We start from the raw sequence: 24,475 nt of genomic DNA on the forward strand, positions 1-24,475 counted from the left end.
TCACGCCTTGTAAAAAGGTTTATCCCCTAAAATGGTCGCACGGTGCATGATGCGCCGCTGCGGCAGGTAATCCGCGTTGGCGTAATGCTGCGTCACGCGGTTATCCCAGATCGCGATGTCATCCTCCTGCCAGCGCCAGCGCACCTGGAATTCCGGCTTGGTGATGTGGGCGAACAGGAAGTTCAGCAATGCCTCGCTCTCCTTCGGCGCCAGATCCACAATCCGCGTAGTGAAACCTTCGTTGACGAACAGCGCCTGCCGCCCGCTTACCGGATGGGTGCGCACCACCGGGTGCAGCAGCGGCGGGTTTTTCTGCTTCGCCACCTGCCAGCGCTGGTGCTCCTCTTCGCTCGACAAATGCTTATGCTCCGGGAATGACTTGGTGAAGTCATGCTCCGCCTTCAACCCGGCCAGCAGTTGCCGGAAGGGTTCAGACAACGCTTCATAGGCCGCGATGCCGCTGGCCCACAAGGTATCGCCACCGAAAGACGGCAACGTCTTCGCCGCCAGTATCGCCCCCTGCGGCGGGTTTTCGATAAAGGTGACGTCGGTATGCCAGTTGTCGTTGTCCGGCGGGTTATCGTCATGAGTATCCAGCACGATGATCTCTTCCACGTCGGTGGCGTGCGGGTAAACCGGATGGATGTGCAGATCGCCGAAGCGCCCGGCCAAATCACGCTGCTGCAGCGGTGTGATCGGCTGATTGCGGAAGAACAGCACCTGGTGTTTGAGCAATGCATGGTAAAGCTGCTCAAACTGGCCGTCGCCCAACGGCCGCGCCAGTACGACGTTTTCCACCAACGCGCCGATGTAGGGCCCCAGCGGGGTAATCTTCAGACGTTCGTTCATTGCTGTACTCCATGCCACGGGGTCAATCGGCGCTGCAAGGCGCGCAGCCCCAGCTCCAGCCCAAATGCAATAATCGCAATCACGCCGATCCCGGCCAACACCACATCGGTGGCCAGAAACTCACCGGCGGATTGCACCATAAATCCCAGACCACGCGTAGCGGCGATCAGTTCTGCAGCCACCAGCGTCGACCAACCGACGCCCAGCCCAATGCGGATGCCGGTCAAAATCTCCGGCAGCGCGCTCGGCAACACCACAAAACGCAGCACCTGCCAGCGGTTGGCGCCTAAAGCGCGAGCGGCGCGCACCCGTACCTGTGCCACGCTGTGTACGCCGGCGACGGCAGACAGCGCAACCGGGGCGAAGATCGCCAGGTAAATAAGCAGAATTTTCGAGGTTTCGCCGATGCCGAACCAAATTACCATCAGCGGCAGATAGGCCAGCGGCGGCACCGGGCGGTAAATCTCAATCAGCGGGTCGAGAATGCCGCGCACCGTGTCGTTCAGCCCCATGGCGATACCCACCGGAACGCCGATAATCACCGCCGCCAGCAGCGCCACCAGAATGCGTCCCAGGCTGGCCGCCAGGTGTTGCCACAGCGTAGCGTCCATAAAGCCCTGCGGGCTGGCGATGACCAGCAACTGGTGCAACACCTGCTGCGGCGCCGGTAGAAATAGCGGGCTGATCAGGTTCAGTGCGGTCACGCCCCACCAGACAGCCAATGCCACCAGCAAGGTAGTACCGCTCAGCAAGAGGTTACGCGGTATGCGAAAACGACGCGGCGCCGCAACCTGCGATTGGGCAACGCCTTTGAGGGCGGAATGCAGGCTCATAGCAATGCCTCGCGCTGTTGGAACACTTTGCCCAGCACATATTCGCGCTGCGCGATAAATTCAGGATCGGATTTGATCGACCGACATGCCTCGCCGTTGGCGTAGCGCTGGCCGAAGTTCAGCGAAAGGCGCTCCACCACCTGCCCCGGCCCCGGCGACAACAGCAACAGTTCGCTGGCGAGGAAAACCGCCTCTTCAATATCGTGGGTGATCAGCAATACCTGCTTGCCGGTATCACGCCAAATGGTCAGCAGCAGTTCCTGCATCTGCTCGCGGGTGAAAGCATCCAGCGCACCAAACGGCTCGTCCAGCAGCAACAAGCGCGGATCGGCGGCCAGCGCGCGGGCAATGCCCACCCGCTGGCGCATGCCGCCGGAAAGTTGCCAGATAAAGTGCTGTTCGTAACCCGCCAACCCCACGCGTTGCAACATCTGCTGCGCCACCTCGCGGCGCTGCTGTTTACCGATACCCGCCAACTGCAGGCCAAACTCGACGTTATCCACCACGTTGCGCCACGGAAGTAAGCCCTCATGCTGGAACACCACGCCCCGCTCGGCTCCTGGGCCGTTAACGGACGTTCCATCCAGCGTGATGCTGCCAGCTGAAGGCTCGATAAACCCGGCGATCAAATTCAGCAGCGTGGTTTTGCCGCAGCCCGACGGGCCGAGCACCACCACCAGTTGCCCGGCGGCAATCTGGAACGAGACGTCGCGCAGTGCGGGGCGCCCCTGGTAGTCTGCTGAAAGGTGGTTAACGTTTAGCATGCGGCTCCTCTACGACTGCGGCGCAGCCTGCACCTGTTTCACAAAGCGGTCGGTCACATAGGCGCTGTAATCGCTGTCGACCTGCGGGATTTTGCCCTGCTGTTTGAGGAACTCGGCAGTATCGCGAATCGCCTTGTCCACCGGCTGACCAAGTTGGGTAATCTGCTCAGCCACCGGCAGATAGGTGTTGCCCTTCACCAGCACCGGCACCTGATCCTCGGGCACGCCACTCAGACGGGACAGCGTACCGAGATTGCTTTTGTCCTTCAGCCACTGCTCCGGCTGTGCCAGATAGGCTTTCTGGGCATTCAACGCGCTGGCGGCAAAGGCGGTCACCACCTCCGGGTGTTTTTCGGCGAAGTCCTTGCGCACCACCCAGACGTCGAGCGTCGGCGCCCCCCACTCCCCAACCTGTGCGGAATCGGTCAGTACCTTGCCCTGTTTGGCCAGCTCGTTGACCACCGGCGCCCAGACGTAGGCACCGTCGATATCACCGCGCTGCCAGGCGGCGGCGATGGCCGGCGGCTGCAGATTTAGGATCTTGACCTGTTCAGGCTTGATGCCCCAATGCTTGAGAGAAGCCAGCAGGCTGTAGTGGGTGGTGGAGATAAAGGGCACCGCAATGCGTTTACCGATCAGATCCTGCGGGCCCTTAATGTCCTTTTTCACCACCAGCGCTTCGGAACTGCCGAGCTGCGAGGCGATCAGGAACACTTCGATAGGGAGTTTCTGGCTGGCGGCTACCGCCAGAGGGCTGGAGCCGATATTGCCGATCTGCACGTCGCCGGAAGCCAATGCGCGCAACACGCTGGAGCCGCTGTCGAATTTGCGCCAGTCAACGGTGGCACCGGACTGTTTGGCAAAGCTGTTTTCCGCCTGCGCCACTTTGGCCGGTTCCGCCGAGGTTTGATACGCCACGGTAACGTCGACCGCCTGCGCACTGGCCGCGCCGAGCGATAACACCAGCAGCGTTACGCCGCGTAATGAAAAGAGTTTGCTCGCCATGATCCGCTCCGTTGATAAAAGTCTGTTCAGTTGCTGACAGTTTTATCCGAGCGGCGACAAGCGATAAAAGAATAAAAAAAACCTCGTTATTACCTTGAGGAATATGCCATGACATTCAAAACGATAACTCACCCCGTAAAAACGACCGTGCATAGCCGCCAATCAAAGTGCGATCGCCTTTCCATTCGCAAAACAGCTCACCGCCGCGGGCGGAAATCTGCCGGGCATGCAGCTTATGGCGCCCCAGGCGTGCAGCCCAATAAGGGGCCAGCGTGCAGTGCGCGGAGCCGGTCACCGGGTCTTCGCCGCCGTCGAGGGTAAAATAACGCGAGACAAAATCTACCTTTTCACCCGGGGCACTGACGATGACCGCGCGGCCGGCCAGCGCGATTAACGCCGGGATGTCCGGCTGCAACGCCCGCACCTGGGCTTCATTTTCCAGCAGCACCAACAACGCGGTAGCCTGCCACACGTCCTGCGGTTTCACGCCGAGCAGCGCTGCCAGCCCAGCCGGCTCTGCCACCTTTTGCGGTAATCGTGAAGGGAAATCCAGGATCAACCGCTCGCCGTCGCTGGCATCACGCTTAACGTACAGCTCACCGCCGGCCGAGCGAAACCGGATATCCTGCAGCGCCGGATTCACCGCGCTGAACATCACATGCGCCGCCGCCAGCGTGCCGTGGCCGCAGAGATCCACCTCACGCTGCGGGGTGAACCAGCGAATAGCCGCCATATCGCCATCGTCCCAGACAAAGCTGGTTTCCGGCAGGCACAACTCATTGGCAATGACCTGCATCTCGGCAGTCGACAAGGGTTGCTTCAGCAGGCATACGCCCGCCGGATTGCCGCGTAAGCCTTCGCCGGTAAACGCCACTACGTGGAAATAATTTTCCGTCATCCGCAATTCCTTAATGCCAGATAAGTAACACACAGGCCGCGGTTAACAGCCCCATGGAAAGGTTAAAGAGGATCCAGGCCTTTTTGCTACGCAGCAAGCGGCCAATCACCGTACCAAACCCCAGCCAAATCACCCCGGCTACGACATTCACCACGAAAATACCCAGCGAAATAGCCATAATAGAAGCGTTATATTTATCGCCCGCCAGACTGAAGCTCGCCACCGCACCCAATGCCATCAGCCAGGCCTTGGGGTTGAGGAACTGCAACAGCCAGCCCTGATACAACCGTATAGGCTGCGGCGGCGCCACGTCGGTTTCCAGCTTTTCATAGGCGGCGGTAGCGACTTTCCACGCCAACCATAACAGGTACAGGCTACCGAGGACTTTCAGGATCAGGTGCAGCGCAGGGTAAACCAAAATCAGGCTGCCGACGCCGAATGCCACCAGCAGCAAAATGCTTTGCATGCCGAGCATAATGCCCATCATCAGCAGCAGTGAGCGCATAAAGCCAAAATTGGCGCCGGAGGTGGTCAGTAACATATTGTTGGGACCAGGCGTGATCGCAGCAACCCACAGGAAGCCTAACAGCGAAAGAAATAAACTCGGTTCCATGAAGCGGGTGCTCCTCACCCGGGGCGTTTTTTGCAGTATTATTGTTAACTCATGGTATTGAAGCTAACAGTGCGCTATTGATCAGACAATAGCCGCCAATAAGATTTTTACTCAGGTTATGCATGAATCCTTTCGCCCTTTGACCGGCGCCAGTAACCCACATTTGCAAACGCTGCTGCCACGGCTGGTGCGCCGCCGCGTGCGGTTGAAACCGCACTGGCAGCGGCTGGAATTGCCCGACGGCGATTTTGTCGATCTCGCCTGGAGCGAAGATCCGGCGCAGGCCGCCGGCAAGCCACGCGTGGTGCTGTTCCATGGGCTGGAAGGCAACTTCTACAGCCCTTATGCCCATGGCCTGCTCAACGCCTGGCGTGAAAAAGGCTGGCTGGGGGTGGTTATGCATTTTCGCGGTTGCAGCGGCGTACCGAACCGCAAACAGCGCATCTATCACTCCGGCGAAACGGAGGATGCACGCTTTTTTCTGCGGTGGCTGCGCGCCACTCACGGCGAAGTGCCGACGGCGGCGGTTGGCGTCTCGCTCGGCGGCAACATGCTGGCCTGCTACCTGGCGCAGCAAGGGGCAGACAGCCTGTTGCAGGCGGCGGTGATCGTGTCTGCACCCTTGATGCTGGAGCCTTGTTCGTTGCGAATGGATCAAGGGTTTTCGCGCGTTTATCAGCACTATCTGCTCGGGCAGTTGAAACAAAACGCCACCCGCAAGCTGCTGCACTACCCCGACACCCTGCCGCTCAAGCTGCCGCAACTCCTGGCGCTGCGCCGTATCCGCGACTTTGACGATGTCATAACCTCACGCGTCCACGGCTTTAGCGACGCCACCGATTACTACCGCCGTTGCAGCGCGCTGCCGCTGTTACCGGCAATTCAGACGCCGCTGCTGATCATCCATGCCAAAGACGATCCCTTCATGACCGACGAAGTGATCCCCGACATCGCCGGCCTGCCGCGCAACATTGAATACCAGCTGACCGAGTTTGGCGGCCACGTCGGCTTTGTCGGCGGCAGTTTGAACAAACCCCACATGTGGCTGGAATACCGCATTCCATCCTGGCTTTCCCCTTATCTGGAACCCGTACCGTGATTATCCCCTGGAAAGAACTGGAAACCGAGACCCTGAACAGCCTGATCGAATCCTTTGTGCTGCGCGAAGGCACCGACTACGGCGAACACGAACGTTCGCTGGAGCAGAAAGTGGAAGACGTTCGCCGCCAGTTGAAAAACGGCGAGGTCCTGCTGGTATGGTCAGAACTGCATGAAACCGTCAACATCATGCCGCGCGGGCAGTTCCGTGCCGGGCAGGAAGAAAATTAGTGGCTGCCGGTTCTATGACTGACGGAAAAAATCAGGTAACAATGAACCATTGCAAACCCGCGCGCGGAATTTTGCCCTTGGCGAAAAGGGCGTCAAACAGACCAATAACCCTACTCTGACGCCGGCGCATTTAACACGGAGTGACAACCACCATGTCCGCCAAACATCCCGTTATCGCAGTGACCGGCTCCAGCGGCGCCGGCACCACCACCACCAGCGTGGCGTTCCGCAAGATATTCCAGCAGTTGAACATCCGTGCGGCGGAGCTGGAAGGCGACAGCTTCCACCGCTATACCCGGCCGGAAATGGACGCGGCGATCCGCAAAGCGCGCGATCTGGGTCGTCATATCAGCTATTTCGGGCCTGAGGCCAACGACTTCGGTCTGCTGCAACAGAGCTTTATCGAGTACGGCAAGAACGGCACCGGACGGTCACGCAAGTACCTTCATACCTACGACGAAGCGGTGCCCTATAACCAGGTCCCCGGCACCTTTACGCCTTGGGAAGCGCTGCCGGCGCCGACCGACGTGCTGTTCTATGAAGGGTTGCATGGCGGCGTGGTTACCGAACATACCGACGTGGCCAAACATGTCGATCTGCTGGTCGGCGTGGTACCGATCGTTAACCTGGAGTGGATCCAAAAACTGATCCGCGATACCGGCGAGCGCGGGCATTCACGTGAAGCGGTGATGGATTCGGTGGTGCGTTCGATGGAGGATTATATCAACTACATCACGCCGCAGTTCTCGCGCACCCACATCAACTTCCAGCGCGTGCCGACGGTGGATACCTCCAACCCGTTCGCCGCCAAAGCCATCCCTTCACTGGATGAAAGCTTCGTGGTGATTCACTTCCGCGGGCTGGATCAGATCGATTTCCCTTACCTGCTGGCGATGCTGCAAGGCTCTTTTATCTCGCACATCAATACGCTGGTGGTGCCGGGCGGCAAAATGGGGCTGGCGATGGAGCTGATCATGGCGCCGCTGGTGCAGCAACTGCTGGAAGGCAAAAAAATCGGGTAATGGGTCGGAGCGCGGCAGTTGGCCGCGCCCCTTTATTCTTACGCGTTACGCTACGTCGCGGATTTCAAAGCTGTGAGTCACGCTGGCAGCCTTGTTCAGCATCAACGACACCGAGCAGTATTTCTCGGCGGAGAGGTTCACCGCACGTTCAACGATATTGTCGGTCAGATCTTTGCCGGTCACGATAAAATGCAGGTTGATATGGGTAAAGACGCGCGGCACTTCTTCACGCCGTTCGGAGGTCAATTTCACCTCGCAATCACGCACGTCATTACGCCCTTTTTTCAGGATCGACACCACGTCGATAGCGCTGCATCCCCCCACCGACATCAGCACCATTTCCATCGGGCTGGGGGCTTTATCGCCGGCGTTGCCGTCCATCAACACCTGATGGCCAGACGCGGATTCCCCCAGAAACGTCAACCCTTCCACCCACTTAACTCTTGCCTGCATATTGGTCACTCCGATTAATTTCTTAAAATCAGAGTACGCTTTCGCATAGAAACTGGCAACGGAACCTGATGCTGGTCATGTGCGAGCAAGACAACACGAGACACCCGCCTCACTCTGTGCTACAAACAGAGCCGCAATAAATCTTTCCGGGACACTGATTTCAGGGAAACTCCCAGAGAAAGGCTCCTTTACCGGTATGTTAATAGAATGTAGCTTGCAGCTCTCCCGGCAAGTTAATATGCTAGAGCGACAGCGTATATTTATGACACGCCTCAAAACCTGCTGCCAGCCACCCTTAAAACAACGGCGACAGCACGTTTTACAGGGAACTCTGACCCCTGTGACACAAGGCAGCGATAACAACAGAGGATAACAGCGAATGGTTCTCGGCAAACCGCAAACAGACCCTACACTCGAATGGTTCCTGTCTCATTGCCATATCCACAAATATCCATCCAAAAGTACGCTGATTCACCAAGGTGAAAAAGCCGAAACGCTTTACTACATCGTAAAAGGCTCCGTCGCGGTGCTGATTAAAGATGAAGAGGGTAAAGAGATGATCCTGTCCTACCTTAACCAGGGGGATTTCATCGGCGAGCTTGGATTGTTTGAAGAAGGCCAGGAGCGTAGCGCCTGGGTCAGGGCGAAAACCGCCTGTGAAGTGGCTGAGATTTCTTACAAGAAATTCCGCCAACTGATTCAGGTCAACCCGGATATCCTGATGCGCCTGTCAGCGCAGATGGCAAGCCGCCTGCAAGTGACCTCAGAAAAAGTGGGTAACCTCGCCTTCCTGGACGTTACCGGTCGCATCGCGCAAACGCTGCTGAACCTGGCGAAACAGCCCGATGCCATGACCCACCCAGACGGCATGCAGATCAAAATCACCCGCCAGGAAATTGGTCAGATCGTCGGTTGTTCACGTGAAACCGTCGGCCGCATTCTGAAAATGCTGGAGGATCAAAACCTGATCTCCGCCCACGGCAAAACCATTGTCGTTTACGGCACACGTTAATCACTGAAAAAACGGCGCGATGATTCGCGCCGTTTTTTTATGCCCCGACCGATCATGTGGCGTCGACTGATTTACCACCCGGAAGTCAATTACGCACTGCGGCAAACGCTGGTGCTGTGTCTGCCGGTGCTCTTTGGCCTGCTGATCGGCCACCTGCAACTCGGCCTGCTGTTTTCCCTGGTTCCCGCCTGCTGTAACATCGCCGGGCTGGACACGCCCCACAAACGTTTTTTCAAACGCCTGATCGTCGGCGGCTCACTGTTTGCACTCAGCAGCCTGTTGCTGCAGCAGGCGTTGTTGTGGCAATTGCCGCTGCCGGCGTTGATGCTCGGCCTGGCTCTGCTGCTCGGCGTCAGCGGCGAGATCAGCCCGTTACATGCCCGCCTGCTCCCCGCCGCGTTGATCGCCGCCATCTTTTCACTCAGCATGGCCGGCACGGTGCCGCTGTGGTACGCCCCCTTACTGTATGTGGTGGGTACCGCCTGGTACGGCCTGTTCACCTGGTTCTGGTTCAAGCTGTGGAAAGAACAGCCGATGCGCGAATCGTTGAGCCAGCTTTATCTGGAACTGGCGGACTACTTCGAAGCCAAGTATTCCCTGTTAACCCAACATACCGATCCGCAAACCGCGTTACCGCCACTGCTGGTGCGCCAGCAAAAAGTGATGGACCTGATCAGCCTGCTGTATCAGCAGCTCAACTTTTTGCCGCACGCCAATAATCTCGAGCAAAAACGCCTGCAGCGAACCTTTCAGGTCGCGCTGGATTTACAAGAACACATTACCGTCAGCCTGCACCTGCCGGAAGAAGTGCAAAAACTGGTGGAGCAGAGCCAGGCCGAAGCGATTATCCGCCGCAATGCGCAGGTGATTGCCGGCCGGCTGCGCACGGTGGCGCACGATATTCTCTATCATCAATACTCTCAGCGCTTCAGCATGGTCAACGAGCTGGCGGCACTGGAAAAAGTGGCCGCACAGCACCCCGACAATCCGGTGGGCCAATTCTGTTACTACCACTTCAGCCGTATCGCTCGCCTGCTGCGCACCCAGCATCCGTTATACCGTCGCGACCTGATGGCCAATCAAAACCGCCTGCCGTTCTGGCCGGCGCTGTTCAGCTACCTGTCGTTCAAATCCAACGCCCTGCGCAATGCGGCACGGTTAGGAGTGATGTTGGCGGCAGGCAGCAGCCTGGGGATGATTTTCAATCTGCCAAAACCTTATTGGATCCTGCTGACCGTCATGCTGGTGAGCCAGAACGGCTACAACGCCACCCGGGTTCGCATCCAGCACCGTGCGCTCGGCACGTTGGCCGGGCTGGTGATCGCCGCCGGGTTGCTGCAGTTGCAAATGCCCGAGGGCGCGACCCTGAGCGTGATGCTGGTCATTACGCTGGCGGCCTATCTGGTTTCGCGTAAAAACTACGGGCTGGCGGTGATTGGCTTTACGGTGACGGCGGTCTATACCCTGCAACTGCTGGCGCTGAACGGCACACATTTCCTGATCCCTCGCCTTATAGACACCCTGATCGGCTGCGTATTGGTGTTCGGTGGCACCATCTGGCTGTGGCCACAGTGGCAAAGCGGCCTGCTGCGCAAGAACGCCCATCAGGCGCTGGAGAAAGATCAACAGGCACTGCGCCTGCTGCTGGAAGAGCAGGAACCCGATCCCAGCGCGTTGGCCTATGCGCGCATGCAGGTGAACCAAGCGCACAACGCGCTGTTCACCTCATTGAATCAGGCAATGCAGGAGCCGGGGTTTGAATCCAGCTATCTGGCGGATATGCGCCTGTGGGTAACGCACAGTCAGTTTATTGTCGAACACCTGAACGCGATGACCATTCTGGCGCGCGAGCACTATATGCTGACGCCCAAGCTGGCGCAGGAGTATCTGCAAACCTGCGAGATAGCGCTGCAAAGCTGCCAGCAGCGGCTGGAGTATGACGGGCCAAGCAGCGGCAACAGCATCATGCAGCCACCGGATTTGCACCCGGAAATGCCGGTTACCGAAATGGAGCGCCACCTGCGCCGCATTCTGTCCCACCTGAGCGTCATGCACACCATTTCGTCGCTGGCCTGGCGCCAGCGCCCGCATCACGGCATCTGGCTGAAACGTAAACTGCGCGATCAATAAGGGCGTCCTGCGGCGCCCCTTGTCATCCCGAGATAAGATTAAGCGTTAATCACGTCCTGCACCGCCAGCTCAAACAGCGCCATGCCATCGTCGATGTCTTTCAGCTCCACAACCAGAGAAGGCGCAAAGCGGATCACATTAGGGCCGGCGTTGAGGATCATCAGCCCACGCGCGGCGGCGGCGGTGAGGAAATCACGCGCCTTACCCTGATACTGTGGAGTCAGTTCTGCGCCAATCAGCAGGCCCATACCGCGAATGTCGCTGAAAATACCGTATTTCTCGCCGATATTCCGCAAAGCCTGCACGTACAGATGATGACGTTGTTCGATGCCATTCAGCACTTCCGAGGTATTGATCACGTCCAGCGCCGCTTCCGCCACCGCACAGGCCAGCGGATTACCGCCGTAAGTGGTGCCATGCGTGCCCACCTGCATCACCGAGGCAATTTCTTCGGTGGTCAACATGGCGCTGACCGGGAAACCGCCGCCCAGCGCTTTGGCGGTGGTGAGAATATCCGGCGTCACGCCATAATGCATATAGGCGAACAGCTTGCCGCTGCGGCCCATACCGCTTTGCACTTCGTCGAACACCAGCAGCGCCTGGTGCTTATCGCACAATTCACGCACGCCTTTGAGGAATTCGGCGTCCACCGGGGTGATCCCGCCTTCGCCCTGGATCGGCTCCATCACCACCGCACAGGTGTGATCGTCCATCACCGCTTTTACCGCTGCCAGATCGTTGAACGGCACGTGCACGATATCCGCCGGTTTTGGGCCAAAACCATCGGAATATTTGGCCTGCCCGCCCACCGAAACGGTGAACAGCGTACGGCCGTGAAAGGCGTTATAAAACGCGATGATTTTGGTTTTATACGGACTGTGGCGGCTAATGGCGTAGTGACGCGCCAGCTTGAAGGCCGCTTCATTGGCTTCCGCGCCTGAGTTGGCGAAAAATACCCGATCGGCGAAGGTGGCATCAATCAGTTTGCCGGCCAACCGCAGCGCCGGTTCGTTGGTGAAGACGTTGCTGGTATGCCACAAGGTTTCACCCTGCTGCTTCAGCGCTTCAACCAAGACTGGATGGCAGTGCCCTAACGCCGTGACCGCAATGCCGCCGGAGAAATCGATGTACTCTTTCCCCTGCTGGTCCCATACGCGGCTGCCTTTGCCCTTCACCGGGACAAACTGGGCAGGTGCATAAACAGGCAAGATAACCTGATCAAAAGTGCTGCGGCTTACTGGGTATTTTTCGGTCATTATGGGGTCCGCCCTAAAAGTGATTCGGTATTTTCACTGCCATCAAGTGAAAATATAATCACAAAATATGCATAAAAAACCAATAAAGGGCAAACGCAAATCGTCTTCGTCGGCAAAAAAAAACTAACTGATTAACTTTTAAGGAAATTATCCAGCAGTTGGTGACCCTGCTCGCTGAGGATGCTCTCCGGATGGAACTGCACCCCTTCCAGCGCCAGCTGACGGTGGCGGATACCCATGATTTCATCACGAACGCCGTCGCGCTCGCTCCAGGCGGTGACTTCAAAGCAGGCCGGCAGCGTGGCGGCTTCCAGCACCAACGAGTGGTAGCGGGTAACGGTCAACGGGTTGTTCAGCCCGCGAAATACGCCGCTGTCGAGATGACGGATCGCTGAGGTTTTACCGTGCATCACCTCACGGGCGCGCACCACCTTTGCACCAAACGCCTGGCCCAGCGCCTGATGCCCCAGGCAAACGCCGAGGATCGGCAATTTACCGGCAAAATGACGGATCGCGGCCAGCGAGATGCCGGCTTCGTTCGGGGTACAGGGGCCAGGGGAGATCACCAAATGCTGCGGCGCCAGCCGTTCGATATCGGCCAGTTGCAGCTCGTCGTTGCGCTTTACCAGCACCTCGGCGCCTAATTCGCAGAAGTACTGGTAAAGGTTATAGGTAAAAGAGTCGTAGTTATCGATCAACAGCAGCATAGTGTTTCCAACGGACATCATCGTAGGGGGCAAATATCTCGCCCCGATTTACACGGGCGCAGTATACAACGCCCCTGCAATACTGCCGCTATCGATAATTTCCGCTTACTTTTTCCGGCCGCCCATGATCGAGCCCAGCACGCCGCGCAGGATCTGACGGCCGAGATCGCGCGCCATGCTCTTGGCGGCGGTCTGGACGATACCGTCGCGCTTGCCGCCGCGTGGGCCGGTGGATCCGAACAGAATTTCGTTCAAGCCGCCCATCAGGCCACCGCCCGCCTGCTGCTGCGCCTGCGGTTGTTGCGCCGGCTGGCCCGGCTGCGGGCTGCCGACGGTGGCGAACCCTTCCGACGACAGCTTCTCATAAGCCGATTCACGATCGACCATATCCTCGTAGCGGCCATACAGCGGTGACTTATTAATTGCGCTGTTTAGCCCTTCAGCCCCCAGCATGCCCATTTTGGACTCCGGCGCGATCACCATCGCACGCTCCACCACGTTAGGCCGCCCTTTCTCGTCGAGGAATGACACCAGCGCCTCGCCCACGCCCAGTTCGGTGATCGCCGTTTCCGCGTCGAAAGCCGGGTTGGCGCGTAAGGTTTGCGCTGCGGCTTTCACCGCCTTCTGATCGCGAGGAGTAAAGGCGCGCAGGGCATGTTGCACGCGGTTGCCCAACTGGCCAAGCACGCTGTCCGGGATATCCAACGGATTTTGGGTGACAAAATAGATGCCGACGCCTTTGGAGCGGATCAGGCGCACCACCTGCTCGATTTTGGTCAGCAGCGCCGCCGGCGCGTCATTGAACAGCAGGTGCGCTTCGTCGAAGAAGAACACCAGCTTCGGCTGTTCCGGATCGCCCACTTCCGGCAGGTGTTCGAACAATTCGGCCAGCAACCACAGCAGGAACACCGAATAGAGTTTCGGCTGATTGATCAGCTTGTCCGCCGCCAACAGATTAATGATACCGTGGCCGTTGGCGTCGGTTTTCATCAGGTCGTTGATGTCCAGCATCGGCTCGCCGAAGAACTGATTGGCGCCCTGCTCCTCCAGCGTCAGCAGCCCGCGCTGGATAGCGCCGACCGAGGCGGAAGAGATATTGCCGTACTGGGTCTGGAATTGTTTGGCGTTGTCGCCCACGTATTGCACCATGGCACGCAGGTCTTTCATGTCCAGCAACAACAGCGCATTGTCGTCGGCGATTTTGAATACCAGTTGCAGCACGCCGCTTTGCACATCGTTCAGATCCAGCAAGCGCCCCAACAGCAGCGGCCCCAGATCGGAAACGGTAGCGCGGATCGGGTGACCCTTCTCGCCGTAGATGTCCCAGGGAATGAGGGTGCAGGCCTGCGGCTGCCAGTCGCTAACCCCGATCGCCGACAGACGCGCTTGCAGCTTTTCGGAGGGCACGCCTTCCGCGCCAATCCCCGACAGATCGCCCTTCACGTCCGACAAGAACACCGGGACGCCGATGCGCGAAAACTGCTCGGCCATTCTTTGCAGCGTCACGGTTTTACCGGTCCCGGTCGCGCCGGTAATCAGACCATGGCGGTTCGCCAAAGCGGGCAGGATCGCCAGATCCTGCACCGGTTTCCCGTCTTTCATCGCTTTGGCGATAATCCGTGCTTCACTCATTTTCTTTTCCTTTGACGCTGGCCCGGCGCGAAAAGCGCCTGTTGATGTCAATAAAGCTATAAGCGCGGCGTAACCCCGTCAAGGACAAACAAAAAGGGCGTCATCAAGACGCCCGCAAAGCCAATAATTTCAGATTCCGCCGATCCTCGTACTAGCAGTTTCTGCCTGCTTGAACAATAAGCCACCGGTGATATAGTAAAATTTACGTTGTATATACGAGGTAATTATCATGTCTGAATCTACCGTGGTTATCCGAGTGGATGAGGAATTAAAAATCGCCTTTGCCAGCGCTGCCAAAGCAGCCGATCGCACAGCATCTCAGTTGCTGCGTGATTTCATGCGTGATTTTGTCAGTCGGCAAACTCATCAGAAAGAGTATGAGCAGTGGCTACAGGAAAAAGTGGACTTGAGCCGTAAAGCGCTTAATGAAGGAAAAATCACTGATAATGAAGCCGTTGAGGCCTACTTCGCTGAGCGCAGGTCAAAACTGATAAGGTAATGCGATAAGGAAATATCGTGACACTCAAGTGGACGGAACCCGCGATTGCCGATCGTATGGCAATTTATGACTACCTGGAAACAAAGAATCCGGCCACAGCTATAGAAATTGATAGCTTGATTTCAGCAACTGCGACACGACTCTCACAAAACCCGTCCAGTGGAAAACCAGGTCGAGTGCCCGGTACACGTGAAATGGTTATTCATCATTCCTATTTTCTGGTTTATGAATTAATCAACGGGTTAATCATTATGCTGGCCGTAGTTCATGCCCGCCGTCAGTGGCCCGCCAATTAATCATCCCCGCAGCCCCAGCTCTTCCTTCAGCGCTTTCAGGTAGCGGCGACTGACCGGCACCGGTTCTCCTGCCGGCATGATCATCTCCGCCGCGCCGCTGTCCTCGAAGCGAATTTCGCGTACCTGCTCCAGGTTGACCAAATACTGGCGGTGGCAACGTACCAGCGGCGTGCGAAGCTCCAGCGTCCGCAACGTCAGTTCGGTGAAACACTCCATGCCGTCATTACGCACCACGAACACCCCGCTCAACCGCGAACGGACAGCCACCACCTCGTCAAAACGCAACAGGTAAATGCGGCTGTGGCCGGTGCAGGGGATGTATTTCAGATAGCCGGCGCTCTCATCCAATGCGCCGATATTCTGCTGCCCACGGTGCTGCTGCAGGCGCTGCAGCGTTTTGCTCAACCGCTTCGGCTCCGCCGGTTTCAGCAGATAATCAAACGCGTGTTCTTCAAAGGCCTGTACCGCGTACTCGTCGTAGGCGGTCAGGAACACGATATGCGGCATGCGGTTGGGATCGAGCATACCCACCATCTCCAGCCCGGTGATGCGCGGCATCTGAATATCCAGGAACACCACGTCCGGCTGCAGGCGGTGGATCCCGCTGATGGCTTCTATCGCGTTGGCGCATTCGCCGACGATGCAGATACCCTCTTCCGCCTCCAGTAAATGCCGCAGGTTATCGCGTGCGGAAGGTTCGTCATCGACAATCAGTACGTTTAACATCAGGCAGCCCTCGCCAGCGGCACGTTGAGCGTAATGCGGGTAAATGTTTGCGGTTCGCAGGCCACCTGCACGCCATAGCCCTCGCCGTAGCGTACGCGAATGCGCTTATCCACCAGGTTCATCCCCAGCCCGCTGTTGTTCGGCTGCGGCTGAAACAAGCCGGCGTTATCGGTCACTTGCAGCAGCAGGCACTCGCCCTCAAGCCGTGCGCCGATATCAATCCGCCCCACGCCCAACAGTTGCGAAGTACCGTGCTTGATGGCGTTCTCGACGATCGGTTGCAGCGAAAAGGCCGGCAATCGCACCGCCAACAGTTCTGCCGGCAGCGAAACCGCGATCTCCAGCCGATCGGCAAAACGCGCCTGCTCGATTTGCAGATAGGCGTTCACATGTTCCAGCTCGTCAGCCAGGCTGACCTCGTCGTCCGAACGTTTCAGGTTTTTGCGGAAAAAGGTGGAAAGGTACTGCACCAGCTCACAAGCCCGGTCGCCATCACGGCGGATCACCGCCACCAGCGTATTCAGGGCGTTAAACAGGAAGTGCGGGTTAACCTGCGCATGCAGCAGTTTGATTTCGGACTGCGCCAGCAGCTGTTTATGACGCTCATACTGCCCGGCCATAATCTGCGCGGACAACAGGCTGGCGATACCCTCGCCCAGCGTGCGATTGATGGTGCTGAACAACCGGCTTTTCGGTTCGTACAGCTTGATGGTGCCGATCACCCGCTGATTCTCGCCGCGCAGCGGGATCACCAGCGTCGAACCCAGCTTGCAGTTGGGGTTGATCGAGCAGCAGTAGGAAAGCTCGTTACCGTCGGCGTACACCACTTCGTTGTTGTCGATAGCGCGGTGCGAATGCCCCGATGAGATCGGCGTACCCGCCAGATGGTGATCATCGCCAATGCCGATAAACGCCAGCAGCTTCTCGCGATCGGTTATCGCCACCGCGCCGATGCCCAACTCCTGATAGATCACCCGCGCCACCTTCATGCTGTTTTCCTGATCGAACCCCTGCCGCAAGATGCCCTCGGTACGTTCGGCGATCTTCAGCGCCTTGGCGGAAAACGCGCTGGTGTATTTCTCGAACATCGCCCGCCGGTCCAGCAGGATTTGCATGAACATCGCCGCCCCCAGGGTGTTGGCGATCAACATCGGCAAGGCAATGTGTTCGACCAGCCGCAGCGCCTCGTCGAAGGGCCGCGCAATCGCCAGGATGATCGCCATCTGCAGCACTTCGGTGACCAACGCCACGCCGGCGACAAACAAGGGATTAAACAGCAAGTCGATACGCCTGCGGCGCATGGCGATGCTATGCACCAGCCCGCCTACCAGCCCTTCCGCCACCGTGGATACCGCACAAGCGATGTCGGTCATGCCGCCCAGCGTGTAACGGTGCAGGCCACCGGTCAGCCCCACCAGAAAACCGACCGAAGGCCCGCCCAGCAGGCCCCCCAGCACGGCGCCGATGGCGCGGGTATTGGCTATCGAGCCTTCGACGTGCAAGCCGAAATAGGTGCCCATGATGCAGAACACCGAGAAGATGAGGTAGCACAACAGCTTATGCGGCAACCGGATGGTCACCTGCGTCAGAGGAATGAACAGCGGAGTTTTGCTCAATAAGTAAGCAATGACAAGATAAACGCACATCTGCTGCAACAACAGCAGAACCTGGTTAAATTCAAACATGGCAGCCGCTCATTCCGAGAGAAAACAAAGGCACAACGCCGGGTTTCCGGTCTGATTATAAGCGGGCTATTAAAACATGCGGCGGGGAAGAAAACAGTGATGCAGGCACAGCTTCGGAACGAAGGAACGGCCGACCCCGGCGGGATCGGCACAGAAAATTTATGGCAGCACTTTGGCTGACAGAATGACGATAGGCTTGCTTGGGACATTCTGGTACGGGCCAACATTGCCGGTCGGCGCCTGGGAAATTTTGTCCACCACGTCCATGCCTTTCACCACTTTGCCGAACACCGCGTAACCGAAGTCGCGCTGACCGTGATCCAGGAAGGCGTTATCCGCCACGTTCAGGAAAAACTGGCTGGTGGCGCTGTCTTTATCGGCGGTACGTGCCATCGAGATGGTGCCGCGCAGGTTGCGCAGACCGTTATCGGCTTCGTTCTTGATTGGCGCGTTAGTGGTTTTTTGCTGCATATCCGCAGTAAAACCGCCGCCCTGAACCATAAAGCCCGGGATCACGCGGTGGAAAATGGTGTTGTTGTAATAGCCGCTGTTCACGTAGTCGACGAAGTTCTTGGCGGAAACCGGAGCCTTCTGACTGTCGAGCGCCAATTCGATATTCCCTGCCGAGGTGGTCAGCATGACATGAGTTTCACCGGCGGCAAACGCTGCGGGTGTCATTGCTGTCAGGGAACACAGCGCAACGAAGGTCACTAAAGTACGTTTGAACATTAACGGGTCCTTTCTCTGAGAGACAAACAACGGAAAAGCGCTTTGATTCTAAAGAGCTGTACCTGCGAGTGCCAGCCATTTACCTATATTTACGCAATTGAAGGGGCATATCTTGGCCGGTCGCCGTTTTTACTGCCGAAAGTATGATCGCCGATACCCTTTTTGCCAACTGCATCACGCATTTTTTGCCCTTTTCACACCTTCGTCGCTTTTTGCGACGCAACTCCCGGTTTAGTTCTCGATTCCCGTTACTCTACATAAATGAGAGCGCTCTCATTTTTGAGAGACCGAGATTAACGCATGCCCGCCGGCACCGCTGTCGCGCGATAACAGGAGAAATAACGTGAGTGAATTGATGACTGAAATCAGCCCCGATTTTGAAAGCACCATCATGGAACTGCTGGTGTTCTCCGGTGGCGCCCGCAGCAGTGCCCTGATGGCGCTGCAACAGGCGCGTGCCGGGGACTTTACCGCGTCAGCCAAACACATGGCCGAATCGAAACAGTCGGTGAAAAAGGCGCACCTTATCCAGACTCAATTGATCGGCCTGGATGAAGGCTGCGGCAAACTGGCCATCAACCTGATTACCGTTCATGCGCAGGACCACCTGATGAACGCCATGGTGATTCAGGATCTGGCAGACGACATGATTGAACTTTACCGCCGTCAGGCCCTGTTGGAGACTCGCGCATGAATTCGTTGAAAATCGCCGTTATCGGCGGCGGCAGCAGCTACACGCCAGAATTGGTCGATGGGTTGATCCAACGTATCGAAGAACTGCCGGTGACCGAATTGGCGCTGGTAGACGTTGAACCGGGCCGCGAAAAGGTAGAGATCATCGCCGCGCTGACCCGGCGCATGCTGGCGCGCAATGGGCTGGAGCAGGTGAAAGTCAGCGTGCATTTCGAGCTGGATGACGCCATTCGCGGTGCCCACTTCGTCCTGACCCAGTTCCGCGTCGGCCAGTTGCCGGCACGTGCCGCCGACGAGCGTCTCGGCCTGAAATACGATTTGATCGGCCAGGAAACTACCGGCGTGGGCGGCTTCGCCAAAGCGCTGCGCACCATCCCGGTCATGCTGGATATTGCGCGCAGAGTGGAAAAGCTGGCGCCGGACGCCTGGATCATTAACTTCACCAACCCGGCCGGCATCGTCACCGAAGCGGTTTCCCGCTACACCAAAGCGAAAATTATCGGCTTGTGCAACGTGCCGATCAGCATGCACCACATGATCGCCACTATGTTAAAAAGCGTCTATGAAGACGTGCAGTTGCAGTTCGCCGGGTTGAACCACATGGTGTGGGTGCATCAGGTGCTGCAAAACGGCCATGACGTGACCGACAAGGTGATCGACATGCTGTGCGACGGCGCGGCGCTGACCATGAACAACATCAAGGAAGAGCCGTGGCAGCCCGACTTCCTGCGCGCCGTAGGCGCCATCCCCTGCCCGTATCATCGCTATTTCTACCAGACCAAAGAGATGCTGGCCGAAGAAGTGGCCGCGGCGGCCGAGCGCGGCACCCGCGCCGAGCAGGTGATGAAGGTGGAGAAAGAACTGTTTGAGCTGTATGCCGATCCTCAGCTCGACAGCAAGCCTGAACAACTGAGTTTTCGCGGTGGATCATACTATTCGGAAGTGGCGCTGGAGCTAATTCGTGCGATCCATAATAATCTCGGTACGCAATTAGTCGTCAATACCGCAAACCGGGGCGCCATTCGCGGCTTACCGGACGATGCCGTGATAGAAACCAACTGCATCGTCGATGCGCAGGGCGCGCACCCGCTGACCTTCGGCACGCTGCCGGATTCCATGCACGCGCTGACCCAGCAGATGAAGGCCTACGAGCGCCTGACCATCGAAGCCGCAGTGCATGGCGATCGTCGCAGCGGGCTGCTGGCGCTGGTCACCAATCCGCTGGTGGCCAATGCCAACGTGGCGCAGCCGCTGCTGGAAGAGGTGCTGGCGGTGAATGCGCCTTATCTGCCGCAGTTTAAATAACCACCTGGCGGGACGTGGTTGCTGATACATTGCTATACCTACTATGCAGGGGTTCGGTTCGCCGAACCCGGTTTTAGCCGTAATCAGGAGTCGGATGATGGTGACACTGGAAGATGTCGCAGCATTGGCGGGCGTGTCTCGCGCCACCGTGTCACGCGTAGTGAATGGCGATACCAACGTTAAAGCCCCGACCCGCGAGAAGGTTGAACGGGCGGTAGCCCAGCTCGGTTATACCCCCAACCCCGCCGCCCGCGCGCTGGCCTCCAGCCACAGCAATACGCTGGGCCTGGTCACCACCTCGTATCGCGGCGGTTTCTTCGGCGCGCTGATGGATTTTGTGCAAACCGAAGCCGAATCCCAGGGTAAACAGCTGCTGGTGACCCAAGGCCGCAGCAGCGCGGAAAACGAATGGCGGGCAATCCAGCGGCTGTTCAACCTGCGCTGTGACGGGGTGATCCTGCACGTGCGTTTCCTCAGCGACGACCAACTGCGCCAACTGGCGGCGGAGCAACGCAGCTTTGTGCTGCTCGATCGCCTGGTGCCCGGTCTGGAAGACCGCTGCGTCACCTTTGATCACCCGCTAGCCAGCCGTATGGCAACGCAACAGTTGATCGAGGCCGGTCACCGGCGTATCGCCTGCATCAGCGGCCCAAGCGAGCGGATTTCCAGCCGGCTGCGGCTGCAGGGTTTCGAACAGGCGATGCAGGCCGCGCATATCAAACCGCTGGCCTGCGTGGAAGGGGTTTACGACCTAGAAAGCGGCTACCGCTGCGCCGACCGGCTGCTGCAACTGGAAACCCTGCCCACCGCCATTTACTGCTGTAACGAAGAAATGGCCATCGGCGCGCTGCTGGCGCTCAACGAGCACCGCTTGCGAGTACCGCAGGATATCTCGCTGATCTGTTACGACAGCGGCGAGCGCGCGCCCTTCGTGCGACCGGCGCTGACCAGCGTACATTTCCCTATTACCGAGATGGCGCAATACGCCACGCGGCTGCTGATTGATCCGGCCACCCCGCGCATCAGCTTCGCGCCGACGATCGTCAGCCGAGACTCGATCGTGACGATAAGCAAATAGATCACAAAAAAATTTCACAACCTTTCATTGATTGCATCAAAAAATCGACAGCCATCACAAAAACTCCCGTTGTCTGTGCTAGGATCCGCTCCCTGGTGGCCTGATCGGGACTTTTCCGTTTTTACCAGGAAAAGCCAGCGGCCTTAATCCAGCGTTATACCCTATGAATTTCAAATTGCAGCTGGACGCCCGGTTGCGGTTTGAAAGGCGACGGGAATAATCCTAACAGACATAATCAGGCCTTTATAATGAATGACAGCAACCGTCTACGGCTTACCTGGATCAGCTATTTTTCTTACGCGCTGACCGGCGCTTTAGTTATCGTCACAGGGATGGTGATGGGGAACATTGCAGAGTACTTTAATCTGCCGGTTTCCAGCATGAGCAACACCTTCACTTTCCTTAACGCCGGCATCTTGATTTCGATCTTCCTCAACGCCTGGTTGATGGAAATCATTCCGCTGAAGCGTCAACTGATGTTTGGCTTTATCCTGATGGTGCTGGCTGTCGCCGGGCTGATGGTGACCAAGAGCCTGACGATGTTCTCCCTGTGCATGTTTATCCTTGGCGTGGTCAGCGGTATCACCATGTCGATAGGCACCTTCCTGATCACCCATATGTACGCCGGCCGCCAGCGCGGTTCGCGCCTGCTGTTCACTGACTCTTTCTTCAGCATGGCCGGGATGATCTTCCCGATTGTCGCCGCGATGCTGCTGGCGCGTCAGATCGGCTGGTACTGGGTGTATGCCTGCATCGGTCTGCTGTACGTAGGCATCTTTGTGCTGACCCTGTTCTCCGAGTTCCCGGTGCTGGGCAACAAAGGCGCCAATGCCGGCCAGCCGGTAGCGAAAGAGAAATGGGGTATCGGCGTGCTGTTCCTGTCGATCGCCGCTCTGTGCTATATCCTCGGTCAGTTGGGCTTTATCCAATGGGTGCCGGAATACGCCACCAAATCCTTCGGTATGGACCTTGGCCAGGCCGGTAAGCTGGTGAGCGATTTCTGGACTTCGTACATGGTTGGCATGTGGGTGTTCAGCTTTATCCTGCGCTTCTTTGACTTGCAGCGTATCGTCACCGTGCTGGCCGCTCTGGCGACCGGCGCGATGTACCTGTTCGTCAGCACCGACAATCCGGAACACCTGGGCTACTACATTATGGCTTTGGGCTTCGTATCCAGCGCGATCTACACCACGCTTATCACCCTCGGCTCGCTGCAAACCAAGGTATCCTCGCCGAAACTGGTTAACTTCATCCTGACCTGCGGCACCATCGGCACCATGCTGACCTTCGTGGTCACCGGCCCGATCGTGGCTAAAGGCGGTGCACACGCTGCGCTGACCACCGCCAACGGCCTGTACCTGGCGGTGTTCGTCATGTGTCTGCTGCTCGGTTTCGTTACCAAGCACCGCAGCCACGGTCACGTGACGCACTAATCTGCCGTCAGTGACATCAAAAAAGGCGCCTCAGGCGCCTTTTTTTATGGAAATGCCCACGCCTTAGCGCCGAAAATCCACCTTCTCATCCTGCGCCAGATACAGCGTGGTTTCCGCCGGCCGGGTCTCGGCAATCACCGCCCCCTGCCGGATCGAATAGCGCACCGGAGTCTGACGGCGCACCGCGTCAAAGCCGCTTTCCGCCGGCAGGATCACCAGGTTGGCGCTGTTGCCCGCCGCCAGGCCATAATCGGTCAGGTGCAGGGTGCGCGCGCTGTGGCTGGTGATCAGTTTCAGCCCGTCGTCAATCTGGCCGTATCCCATCAGTTGGCAGACGTGCAGCCCCATGTGCAGGACTTGCAGCATATTGGCGGTCCCCAGCGGATACCAGGGATCGAAGACATCGTCGTGGCCAAAGCAGACGTTAATCTCCGCTTCCAGCATTTCTTTCACCCGCGTGATGCCGCGCCGTTTCGGGTAACTGTCGAAGCGCCCCTGCAGGTGAATATTGACCAGCGGGTTAGCGACAAAGTTGATGCCGGACATTTTCAACAGGCGGAACAGCCGCGAAGTGTAAGCGCCGTTATAGGAGTGCATCGCGGTGGTATGGCTGGCGGTCACCTTGGCGCCCATATTCAGCTTCAGCGCCAGCGCCGCCACGGTTTCGACAAAGCGCGACTGCTCATCGTCAATCTCATCGCAGTGTACGTCCACCAGCCGATCGTATTTTTGCGCCAGCGCAAAGGCTTTGTGCAGCGACTCTACGCCGTATTCGCGCGTGAACTCGAAGTGCGGAATGGCCCCCACCACGTCAGCCCCCAGCCGCAGCGCCTCTTCCAGCAATGCCTCGCCGTTGGGATAGGACATAATGCCTTCCTGCGGGAAAGCGACGATTTGCAGCGTCACCCAGGGCGCAACCTCCTGCTTCACCTCCAGCATGGCGCGCAGCGCGGTCAGGGTCGGATCTGAGACGTCGACATGGGTACGCACGTACTGCACGCCGTTGGCGATCTGCCATTTCAGCGTCTGCCAGGCGCGTTGTTTGACGTCCTCATGGGTCAGCAATGCCTTGCGCTCCGCCCAGCGCTCAATGCCTTCAAACAGGGTACCGGACTGGTTCCAGGCCGGCTGTCCGGCGGTCTGGGTGGTGTCCAAATGGATATGCGGCTCGACAAACGCCGGCAGCGCCAGCCCGCCTTGCGCATCAAGCACGTCGCTGCGCCATTCCTGCCCCTCAGGTTGCGGCACCAGATGAGCAATGCGCCCCTGCTCAATGGCCAGTTGCCACAACCCTTCATGCCCGCTCAAACGCAGGTTGTCGATAAACTTCAATGGACTCTGGGCCACCCTTCACCTCTGCTGTTACGGCTCGTTTTATTCATCATACTGGCAGAGGATCCGGCTGACAAAGCCGCAAAAAGTTTATTACTCCCTCCGCTACTCCCGAAGGGGTAAGGTTCGCAGCAACTGGCTCGTTTCAGCTAAAGATGAATAAAAACCGCAACTTATCAAATATCGAGAAAAATCA

At 57.8% G+C, this 24,475-nt stretch carries 25 protein-coding genes; 11 read left to right on the plus strand and 14 right to left on the minus strand.

Annotated features, from left to right (window positions below; all coding sequences use genetic code 11):
* From tauD to ACUTQW_RS20595, 6 genes are all read right to left on the minus strand, one after another.
* Positions 1-849 carry a taurine dioxygenase gene (gene tauD / locus ACUTQW_RS20570; protein ID WP_004951234.1) on the minus strand — a complete coding sequence of 283 codons (849 nt, stop codon included), beginning with the start codon at positions 847-849 and terminating at the stop codon, positions 1-3.
* Positions 846-1,682, minus strand: coding sequence for a taurine ABC transporter permease TauC (gene tauC / locus ACUTQW_RS20575; protein ID WP_445654958.1), 837 nt, complete (start codon positions 1,680-1,682; stop codon positions 846-848). The genes tauD and tauC overlap by 4 nt, the downstream gene beginning before the upstream one ends.
* Complete coding sequence (tauB, locus tag ACUTQW_RS20580; RefSeq protein ID WP_006328482.1) at positions 1,679-2,446, minus strand: taurine ABC transporter ATP-binding subunit; 768 nt, start codon at positions 2,444-2,446, stop codon at positions 1,679-1,681. Before tauB ends, tauC begins: the two co-directional genes overlap by 4 nt.
* 9 nt (positions 2,447-2,455) lie before the next feature.
* Entirely contained in the window at positions 2,456-3,451 is a 996-nt protein-coding gene (tauA, locus tag ACUTQW_RS20585) for a taurine ABC transporter substrate-binding protein (protein ID WP_004951241.1), read from the minus strand.
* Between the two features lie 115 nt (positions 3,452-3,566).
* On the minus strand, positions 3,567-4,349 hold the full coding sequence (locus tag ACUTQW_RS20590) for a PhzF family phenazine biosynthesis protein (protein ID WP_006328484.1): 783 nt from the start codon (positions 4,347-4,349) through the stop codon (positions 3,567-3,569).
* A 10-nt stretch (positions 4,350-4,359) separates the two neighbouring features.
* Complete coding sequence (locus ACUTQW_RS20595) at positions 4,360-4,962, minus strand: LysE family translocator (RefSeq protein ID WP_006328485.1); 603 nt, start codon at positions 4,960-4,962, stop codon at positions 4,360-4,362.
* 118 nt (positions 4,963-5,080) lie between these two features.
* Here ACUTQW_RS20595 and ACUTQW_RS20600 point away from each other — a divergent pair, with 118 nt between their 5' ends.
* The 3 genes from ACUTQW_RS20600 (at position 5,081) to ACUTQW_RS20610 (ending at position 7,313) form a co-directional block, all read left to right on the plus strand.
* The gene (locus ACUTQW_RS20600; RefSeq protein ID WP_020439915.1) at positions 5,081-6,061 is read left to right on the plus strand and encodes a hydrolase; all 981 of its coding nucleotides are present in this window, start codon (positions 5,081-5,083) and stop codon (positions 6,059-6,061) included.
* Entirely contained in the window at positions 6,058-6,291 is a 234-nt protein-coding gene (locus ACUTQW_RS20605) for a YheU family protein (RefSeq protein WP_006328487.1), read from the plus strand. The genes ACUTQW_RS20600 and ACUTQW_RS20605 overlap by 4 nt, the downstream gene beginning before the upstream one ends.
* A gap of 152 nt (positions 6,292-6,443) precedes the next feature.
* Positions 6,444-7,313: a phosphoribulokinase gene (locus ACUTQW_RS20610; protein ID WP_004951251.1), complete on the plus strand. Its 870-nt coding sequence runs from the start codon at positions 6,444-6,446 to the stop codon at positions 7,311-7,313.
* Positions 7,314-7,358: 45 nt separating this feature from the next.
* On the opposite strand, the gene ACUTQW_RS20615 is transcribed toward ACUTQW_RS20610, so the two are convergent.
* Positions 7,359-7,766: an OsmC family protein gene (locus tag ACUTQW_RS20615; protein ID WP_004951254.1), complete on the minus strand. Its 408-nt coding sequence runs from the start codon at positions 7,764-7,766 to the stop codon at positions 7,359-7,361.
* Between the two features lie 379 nt (positions 7,767-8,145).
* Between ACUTQW_RS20615 and crp the strand changes: the two genes are divergently transcribed.
* Both crp and ACUTQW_RS20625 read left to right on the plus strand, forming a co-directional pair.
* Positions 8,146-8,778, plus strand: a complete 633-nt coding sequence (gene crp / locus ACUTQW_RS20620) for a cAMP-activated global transcriptional regulator CRP (protein WP_004090925.1) — start codon at positions 8,146-8,148, stop codon at positions 8,776-8,778.
* A gap of 54 nt (positions 8,779-8,832) precedes the next feature.
* Positions 8,833-10,908 (plus strand): YccS/YhfK family putative transporter, encoded by a 2,076-nt coding sequence (locus ACUTQW_RS20625; protein WP_064799286.1) that lies wholly within the window; start codon positions 8,833-8,835, stop codon positions 10,906-10,908.
* Between the two features lie 38 nt (positions 10,909-10,946).
* On the opposite strand, the gene argD is transcribed toward ACUTQW_RS20625, so the two are convergent.
* From argD to ACUTQW_RS20640, 3 genes are all read right to left on the minus strand, one after another.
* Entirely contained in the window at positions 10,947-12,164 is a 1,218-nt protein-coding gene (gene argD / locus ACUTQW_RS20630; protein ID WP_445654959.1) for a bifunctional acetylornithine/succinyldiaminopimelate transaminase, read from the minus strand.
* Positions 12,165-12,295: 131 nt separating this feature from the next.
* A complete protein-coding gene (locus tag ACUTQW_RS20635; RefSeq protein WP_006328493.1) occupies positions 12,296-12,871 on the minus strand; it encodes an aminodeoxychorismate synthase component II in 576 nt (191 codons plus the stop codon).
* A 105-nt stretch (positions 12,872-12,976) separates the two neighbouring features.
* Positions 12,977-14,503, minus strand: a complete 1,527-nt coding sequence (locus ACUTQW_RS20640; RefSeq protein WP_037433749.1) for a helicase HerA-like domain-containing protein — start codon at positions 14,501-14,503, stop codon at positions 12,977-12,979.
* A gap of 229 nt (positions 14,504-14,732) precedes the next feature.
* On the opposite strand from ACUTQW_RS20640, the gene ACUTQW_RS20645 reads away from it, so the two are divergent.
* Positions 14,733-15,002, plus strand: a complete 270-nt coding sequence (locus tag ACUTQW_RS20645) for a hypothetical protein (RefSeq protein WP_004951261.1) — start codon at positions 14,733-14,735, stop codon at positions 15,000-15,002.
* A gap of 17 nt (positions 15,003-15,019) precedes the next feature.
* Entirely contained in the window at positions 15,020-15,298 is a 279-nt protein-coding gene (locus ACUTQW_RS20650) for a type II toxin-antitoxin system RelE/ParE family toxin (protein ID WP_037433752.1), read from the plus strand.
* On the opposite strand, the gene btsR is transcribed toward ACUTQW_RS20650, so the two are convergent.
* The 3 genes from btsR to ppiA all read right to left on the minus strand — a co-directional run bounded on the left by btsR (position 15,299) and on the right by ppiA (position 18,438).
* Positions 15,299-16,024: a two-component system response regulator BtsR gene (gene btsR / locus ACUTQW_RS20655; protein WP_004951264.1), complete on the minus strand. Its 726-nt coding sequence runs from the start codon at positions 16,022-16,024 to the stop codon at positions 15,299-15,301. It lies immediately after the preceding gene.
* Positions 16,024-17,709 (minus strand): sensor histidine kinase, encoded by a 1,686-nt coding sequence (locus ACUTQW_RS20660; protein WP_006328506.1) that lies wholly within the window; start codon positions 17,707-17,709, stop codon positions 16,024-16,026. Before ACUTQW_RS20660 ends, btsR begins: the two co-directional genes overlap by 1 nt.
* 159 nt (positions 17,710-17,868) lie before the next feature.
* On the minus strand, positions 17,869-18,438 hold the full coding sequence (ppiA, locus tag ACUTQW_RS20665) for a peptidylprolyl isomerase A (protein ID WP_006328507.1): 570 nt from the start codon (positions 18,436-18,438) through the stop codon (positions 17,869-17,871).
* A gap of 355 nt (positions 18,439-18,793) precedes the next feature.
* Here ppiA and ACUTQW_RS20670 point away from each other — a divergent pair, with 355 nt between their 5' ends.
* The 4 genes from ACUTQW_RS20670 to tsgA all read left to right on the plus strand — a co-directional run bounded on the left by ACUTQW_RS20670 (position 18,794) and on the right by tsgA (position 22,947).
* The gene (locus ACUTQW_RS20670) at positions 18,794-19,132 is read left to right on the plus strand and encodes a PTS lactose/cellobiose transporter subunit IIA (protein WP_006328508.1); all 339 of its coding nucleotides are present in this window, start codon (positions 18,794-18,796) and stop codon (positions 19,130-19,132) included.
* On the plus strand, positions 19,129-20,436 hold the full coding sequence (locus tag ACUTQW_RS20675; RefSeq protein WP_020439917.1) for a 6-phospho-beta-glucosidase: 1,308 nt from the start codon (positions 19,129-19,131) through the stop codon (positions 20,434-20,436). The genes ACUTQW_RS20670 and ACUTQW_RS20675 overlap by 4 nt, the downstream gene beginning before the upstream one ends.
* 97 nt (positions 20,437-20,533) lie before the next feature.
* Positions 20,534-21,514 carry a LacI family DNA-binding transcriptional regulator gene (locus tag ACUTQW_RS20680; protein WP_037434034.1) on the plus strand — a complete coding sequence of 327 codons (981 nt, stop codon included), beginning with the start codon at positions 20,534-20,536 and terminating at the stop codon, positions 21,512-21,514.
* A 248-nt stretch (positions 21,515-21,762) separates the two neighbouring features.
* Positions 21,763-22,947: an MFS transporter TsgA gene (gene tsgA, locus ACUTQW_RS20685; RefSeq protein ID WP_004951290.1), complete on the plus strand. Its 1,185-nt coding sequence runs from the start codon at positions 21,763-21,765 to the stop codon at positions 22,945-22,947.
* 63 nt (positions 22,948-23,010) lie between these two features.
* Here tsgA and ACUTQW_RS20690 read toward each other — a convergent pair whose 3' ends face one another.
* Complete coding sequence (locus ACUTQW_RS20690) at positions 23,011-24,279, minus strand: cytosine deaminase (protein ID WP_004951293.1); 1,269 nt, start codon at positions 24,277-24,279, stop codon at positions 23,011-23,013.
* Between the last annotated feature and the right edge of the window lie 196 nt (positions 24,280-24,475).

It is taken from the genome of Serratia sp. TSA_7 (genome assembly GCF_052692135.1).